3 protein-coding genes are annotated in these 6,384 nt (G+C 72.3%); 1 reads left to right on the top strand and 2 read right to left on the bottom strand.

Annotated elements, in window-relative coordinates; all coding sequences use genetic code 11:
• The first annotated feature begins 347 nt into the window (after window positions 1-347).
• Entirely contained in the window at window positions 348-2,642 is a 2,295-nt protein-coding gene (locus tag IE172_RS01810; protein ID WP_190095248.1) for a peptidoglycan recognition protein family protein, read from the top strand.
• 76 nt (window positions 2,643-2,718) lie between these two features.
• Here IE172_RS01810 and IE172_RS01805 read toward each other — a convergent pair whose 3' ends face one another.
• On the bottom strand, window positions 2,719-4,668 hold the full coding sequence (locus IE172_RS01805) for a TIGR03960 family B12-binding radical SAM protein (RefSeq protein ID WP_190095247.1): 1,950 nt from the start codon (window positions 4,666-4,668) through the stop codon (window positions 2,719-2,721).
• Between the two features lie 64 nt (window positions 4,669-4,732).
• The gene (locus tag IE172_RS01800) at window positions 4,733-6,304 is read right to left on the bottom strand and encodes a CYTH and CHAD domain-containing protein (protein ID WP_190095246.1); all 1,572 of its coding nucleotides are present in this window, start codon (window positions 6,302-6,304) and stop codon (window positions 4,733-4,735) included.
• Between the last annotated feature and the right edge of the window lie 80 nt (window positions 6,305-6,384).

Below are 6,384 nucleotides of genomic sequence, written 5' to 3'. Positions count from 1 at the left end.
GGCTTCCGGTCCTTGCGAACGTCGAAGTCCATCGCACCCCTTGAGCTGGGGTGTTGCGACAACCACTAGAACTCAAGGGTGACGGAGGGCCGCTCCCGCGCACGTACGGCACGTACGGCTCGCGCGGCCGACCGGCACCCGGCCGCGGACCGGGCGGCCGGAGTGACGTCGCTCACGCACAGCGGCTCGGCCCCTTGTCGCGCACGGCCCGCGCCGGCGCTCCGCCCGGCGCGCCGACCTCGCCGTACAACCATCACCCGGTCACGCAAGTCTCCCCTGTGCCGCCCGTGCGGGCGGCGGGCGTCCCCCTCCGCTCCTCCTCACGCAGAAGGACCTCGCGAGCTGACATGCGCACACCACGACACGTCTGGAAGACGTCCGCCGTCGTCGCGGCCGGCCTCTCCGGAGTCCTCGTCCTGCACACCGTGACGGGACAGGACAGCACCGGCTCCGCCACCGGTGGCGCACCGGGGCCCGTCAGCAGCAAGGCCGAGACCACCGCCCTGCGGGTCTCCGAGGACGGCACCTCCGCCTCCCTGGGCAAGCGGGACACCGCGCCGTTCAGCATGCTCGGCGTGACCTGGTCCGACCCCTCCGCCCGCGTCGGCGGCACCGTCGAGGTCCGCACCCGGGCCGCCGGCACCGGGAACTGGTCGCGGTGGCTCACCCTCGACGGCGACAGCGGCCAGGGGGAGAACAGCGCCGCCCGCGGCGGCACCGAACCCGCGTGGGTGGGCCCCTCCGACGGCGTCGAAGTACGCGTCGACGGAAAGAACGCGGCCCCGCTGCCCAAGGGCCTGCGCCTGGACATGGTCGACCCCGGCAGCGGCGAGGTCACCGCCCTGGAGCCCGCGGCCTACACCGTCGACGAGACCGGGACACCCGACCCCTCCACCACCGAACCGGGCACCGACCCCACGACCGGCCCGGGCACCGGCACCGAACCCCAGCCGGACGCCACCGCCCCCGAGGCCCCCGCCTCCGAGACCCCCGCCGCGCCCTCCCCCACCGAGCCCACGGCCCCGGAACCCCCGGTGACCGAACCCACGGACCCCGCCACCTCCCCGCCCACCGCCACCCCCAGCCCCTCGGTGAGCGTCCCCGCCGCGCCGCCCTCCACCGCACCCCGCCCGCCGATCACCTCCCGCGCCACCTGGGGCGCCGACGAGTCGATCAGCCCGGAGGAACCGAGCTATCTGCCCGGCGAGAGGATCAAGGCGGTCGTGGTGCACCACACCGCCGAGTCCAACGACTACACCTGCGCCCAGGGCCCCGCCGTGGTGCGCGGCATCCACGCCTACCACGTGAAGCAGCTCGGCTGGAAAGACCTGGGCTACAACTTCCTGGTCGACAAGTGCGGCACGGTGTACGAAGGCCGCAAGGGCGGCGTCGACCTGCCGGTGATGGGCGCCCACGCCTACGGCTTCAACAGCGAGACCACCGGCATCTCCGTCCTCGGCACCCACACCTCCACCGCGCCCCCCACGGCCGCCCTGACCTCCGTCGCCCGCGTCGCCGCGTGGAAGCTCGGCCAGTACGGCGTCTCCCCCACCGGCACCGCCACCCTCACCGCGGGCGACAGCGGCCGCAGCTACACCGGGAAGACCTGGGCCAAGGGCGACCGGCTGACCCTGCCCGCGATCCACGGCCACCGCGACGGCTACAACACCCAGTGCCCCGGCGACGCCTTCTACACCAGGCTCGCCACCGTCCGCACCTGGGCGGGCGGACCGGTCTCCGGCCTCACCCTGAAGACCGTTACCGGCGGCGGAACCTCCGGCACCACCACCTACACCAAGGCCGGCATCACGGTGAACTGGTCGGCCACCACCCCGGCCGCCCTCATCGCGAGGTACGAACTCCTGGTCGACGGCAGGACCGCCGCCACCGCCCCCGGCACCGCCACCTCCGCCAAGGCCACCCTGACCGCCGGCACCCACAAGGTGGCCGTCCGCGCCGTCCACCAGTCCGGCACGACCACCACCACGGCCGCCGCGACCGTCGTCGCCGAAACCACCGCCCCCACCTTCAGCACCAAGCCGAACCTGTCCCTGCGCACCGGCACCGTCACCACCGCCGCCGTCCCGCTCACACTGAAGTGGAAGGCCACCGACGGCGCCGCCCTGAAGGAGGTCCGGCTCACCGCCCCGACCGCCAGGACCTACGGGCCGACGGTCACCGGCGCGAACCACACCGCCAAGTCCGGCGCCGCCACCACCTGGTCCCTGACCGCCCGCGACCAGGCGGGCAACACCGCCACCGCCTCGGTCGCCGGCACCCCGGTCGTCCTCCAGGAGAGCTCCGCCACCCGGACCGGCACATGGACGACCAAGTCCTCCACCAGCTACCTCGGCGGCAAGTCGTACAGCAGCTCCGCCAAGAACGCCTCGCTGAGCTGGACCTTCACCGGCCGCTCCGTCGCCTGGGTCGTCTCCCGGGCCGCCACCTCCGGCCAGGCCCACATCTACGTGGACGGAACGAAGGCCGCCACCGTGGACCTGAAGTCGGCCACCACCAAGTACCGCGACGCGCTGTGGACCAGGACCTGGAGCGGCAGCGCCAAGCACACCGTCAAGATCGTGGTCGTCGGCACCAGCGGCCGCCCGGCCGTCACCACCGACGGCATCGTCTACCTCAAGTAGCGCCGGCCCGCTCCACAACGCCCCGGGGCCCGTTCGCAACCGAGCGAACGGGCCCCGGGCCGTGCGGCACGCGGTCTCAGCCGACCGCGCTCGACTTCTTGACCGTGAGCGGCAGCAGCTTCTTGCCCGTCGGCCCGATCTGGATGCTGGTGTCCATCTGCGGACACACGCCGCAGTCGAAGCACGGGGTCCAGCGGCAGTCCTCGACCTCGGTCTCGTCGAGGGCGTCCTGCCAGTCCTCCCAGAGCCAGTCCTTGTCGAGGCCGGAGTCGAGGTGGTCCCAGGGGAGGACCTCCTCGTAGGTGCGCTCACGGGTGGTGTACCAGTCGACGTCGACGCCGAAGGCGGGCAGGGTCTTGTCCGCGCAGGTCATCCAGCGGTCGTAGGAGAAGTGCTCGCGCCAGCCGTCGAAACGGCCGCCGTCCTCGTAGACCGCGCGGATGACCGCACCGATGCGGCGGTCGCCGCGGGAGAGCAGGCCCTCCACGATGCCGGGCTTGCCGTCGTGGTAGCGGAAGCCGATGGAACGGCCGTACTTCTTGTCCCCGCGGATCTTGTCGCGCAGCTTGCCGAGGCGCTCGTCGGTCTCCTCGGCGGAGAGCTGCGGGGCCCACTGGAAGGGGGTGTGCGGCTTGGGGACGAAGCCACCGATGGAGACCGTGCAGCGGATGTCGTTGGAGCCGGAGACCTCGCGGCCCTTGGCGATCACGCGGGTGGCCATGTCGGCGATCTGGAGGACGTCGTCGTCGGTCTCGGTGGGCAGGCCGCACATGAAGTACAGCTTCACCTGGCGCCAGCCGTTGCCGTAGGCCGTGGACACGGTACGGATCAGGTCGTCCTCGGAGACCATCTTGTTGATGACCTTGCGGATGCGCTCCGAGCCGCCCTCGGGCGCGAAGGTCAGGCCCGAGCGGCGGCCGTTGCGGGTCAGCTCGTTGGCCAGGTCGATGTTGAAGGCGTCGACGCGGGTGGACGGCAGGGAGAGGCCGATCTTGTCTTCCTCGTAGCGGTCCGCGAGGCCCTTGGCGACGTCACCGATCTCGGAGTGGTCGGCGGAGGAGAGGGAGAGCAGGCCGACCTCCTCGAAGCCGGTCGCCTTCAGGCCCTTGTCGACCATCTCGCCGATGCCGGTGATGGAGCGCTCGCGCACCGGGCGGGTGATCATGCCGGCCTGGCAGAAGCGGCAGCCGCGGGTGCAGCCGCGGAAGATCTCCACGGACATGCGCTCGTGGACCGTCTCGGCGAGCGGGACCAGGGGCTGCTTGGGGTAGGGCCACTCGTCGAGGTCCATGACGGTGTGCTTGGAGACGCGCCACGGGACGCCCGACTTGTTCGGTACGACGCGGGCGATCCGGCCGTCGGGCAGGTACTCGACGTCGTAGAAGCCGGGGACGTACACCCCGCCGGTCCTGGCGAGGCGGAAGAGCAGCTCCTCGCGGCCGCCGGGGCGGCCCTCCTCCTTCCAGGCGCGGATGATCCGGGTGACCTCCAGGACGGCCTGCTCGCCGTCACCGATGACCGCGCAGTCGATGAAGTCGGCGATCGGCTCGGGGTTGAAGGCCGCGTGGCCGCCGGCCATGACGATCGGGTCGTCCAGCGTCCGGTCCTTGGCCTCCAGCGGGATGCCGGCCAGGTCCAGGGCGGTGAGCATGTTGGTGTAGCCCAGCTCGGTGGAGAAGCTCAGGCCGAACACGTCGAAGTTCTTCACCGGGCGGTGGCTGTCGACGGTGAACTGCGGGACGTGGTGCTCCCGCATCAGCGCCTCGAGGTCCGGCCAGACGCTGTAGGTGCGCTCGGCGAGGACGCCGTCCTGTTCGTTGAGGACCTCGTAGAGGATCATGACGCCCTGGTTGGGCAGTCCGACCTCGTAGGCGTCCGGGTACATGAGCGCCCAGCGGACGTCGCAGCTCTCCCATGGCTTGACCGTGGAGTTGAGCTCTCCGCCGACGTACTGGATCGGCTTCTGCACATGCGGGAGCAGAGCTTCGAGCTGCGGGAACACAGACTCGGCGACTTCGGCAGGCATCTCGCGAACCTTTGTGTGCTGAGTGGGGTGACCATTCAGCGTAACGCGGCCGGAGGGGTACTCCCTACGCCGTCCAGGACCGGTGGTCCCCGGTGACCGAGGCCCAGGCCTCGGGGAGGGCGTTCTCGGCCAGCTCCGCGCGGCGTTCCTCGCGGGCGTGGAGGACGCCGTAGGTGAAGGCGTTCTCCCCCGCCGCGTGGGCGACGGCGGCCAGTTCCCGCAGGGTCTGGCGGGCCATGACGCTGTCCTGGTGGTCGCCGAGCAGGCCCTGGAGCGACTTCATGGACGTGACGAGCCGCTTGGCCGGCTTGCCGAGCGCGGGGGTCGCGGCCTCGGCGGCGTAGCGGGTGCGCTTGGTCTTCTTGCGGGCCTCGTGGAGGGCGACGTCGCGGTCGGTGCCGGGTGGGAGGTCGAGGGCGCGGGTGACGAGGCCGGTGAGTTTGCCGAGGTCCTTGCGTACGGCCTTGGTGAGGACCTTCTCCGGCTTCGCTCCGGCCTTCTTGCGCAGGGGCGGGTCGGCTACCAGGGCGTCCAGGGTGTCGAGGAGGGTGAGGTAGCGGCGGGAGTCGAGGATGCCGGTGAGGCGTGCGTGGGCTCCCGCGTGGCGGGCCTCGGCCCAGTGGCCGAGGCGGTCGGTGACCGGGCCGTGGACGAGGGAGGGGGGCAGGTCGGCGAGGGCGGTCCTGAGGCGTTCGGCGAGGACTTCCTGGTCGCGGTCGAGGCCCAGTTCCCCGGCCAGCCACTTGAGGTCGGTGGCGACGGGGTCGGTCGTCTCCCGGTCGAGGACGGTGCGGAAGGTGCGGAAGGTGCTGCGCAGGCGGCGGGTGGCGACGCGCATGCTGTGCACGGCGTCGGGGAGGTCCTGGCGCACGGCGGGGTCGAGTTCGACGAGGGCGTCGCGCTGGGCGCGGACGTAGGCGAGGACGTGGTCGCCGGCGGTGACGGGTTCGCCGGCCGTGCGGGAGCGCCGCTTCTGTTTCGGGGCCGCTTCCGGTGCGGTGGCGGGGGTGGGTGAGGCCGCCGGGGTGGTGGTGCCGTGGGGGGCCGTGTCGGCCAGGGCCCTGGCCAGTTTGGACGTCGACCGCGCGGGGCGGGCGCCCGCCTTGCGGAGGCGTTTTTCGACCTTGTCGAGGAAGGCGGGGTCGCCGTCGTCGGCGAGTTCCACCTCGATCTCGGTCCACTGGGCGGTGCCGCCGTCGCCGGTGAGGCGTTCGGCGTGGACGGTGTCGATGCTGACCTCGGCGAGGAGCCGCCCGTCGGCGTCGAGGAGGTGGCGTACGTCGCGGTCGGAGCGCAGGCGGACGACGGGGCGCAGGGGGTGGTCGCGGACGCGGGAGCGGACGAGGGCGGCGAGCTCGTCCGGGAGGGTGTCGGAGAGCGGGGCGCGGATCTCGTCGCGGACTCCGGGGGCGACGGGGAACTTGAGGTGCCAGCCGGCGTCGGAGCCGCCGGTGCGGTGGCGCAGGGTGACGGCGGACGCGGCGAGTCGTTCGCCGGCGGTGTCGTGGTAGGTGGCGTCGAGGTGGGTGACGCCCCGGTCGAGGACGGATGCGACGCCGGGGACGCGGGTCAGGTCGGGCAGCCCGTCGGTGTCGGACTCGTACTTGCGCTCGATCTCTCGCTTGGTGTCCGCCATGGATCGAATCTAGTCGCCGTGGGCGCGGAGCGGGAGTGGGCCGCTCCGCGCCGGTGACGTGCGGGCCTGCCGGGGGCGGG

The organism is Streptomyces griseoflavus (genome assembly GCF_014649995.1).
GTDB lineage: Bacteria > Actinomycetota > Actinomycetes > Streptomycetales > Streptomycetaceae > Streptomyces > Streptomyces griseoflavus.
The sequence above is the reverse complement of the archived record's forward strand: the minus strand, read 5'-3'. Positions and strand labels throughout refer to the sequence as shown.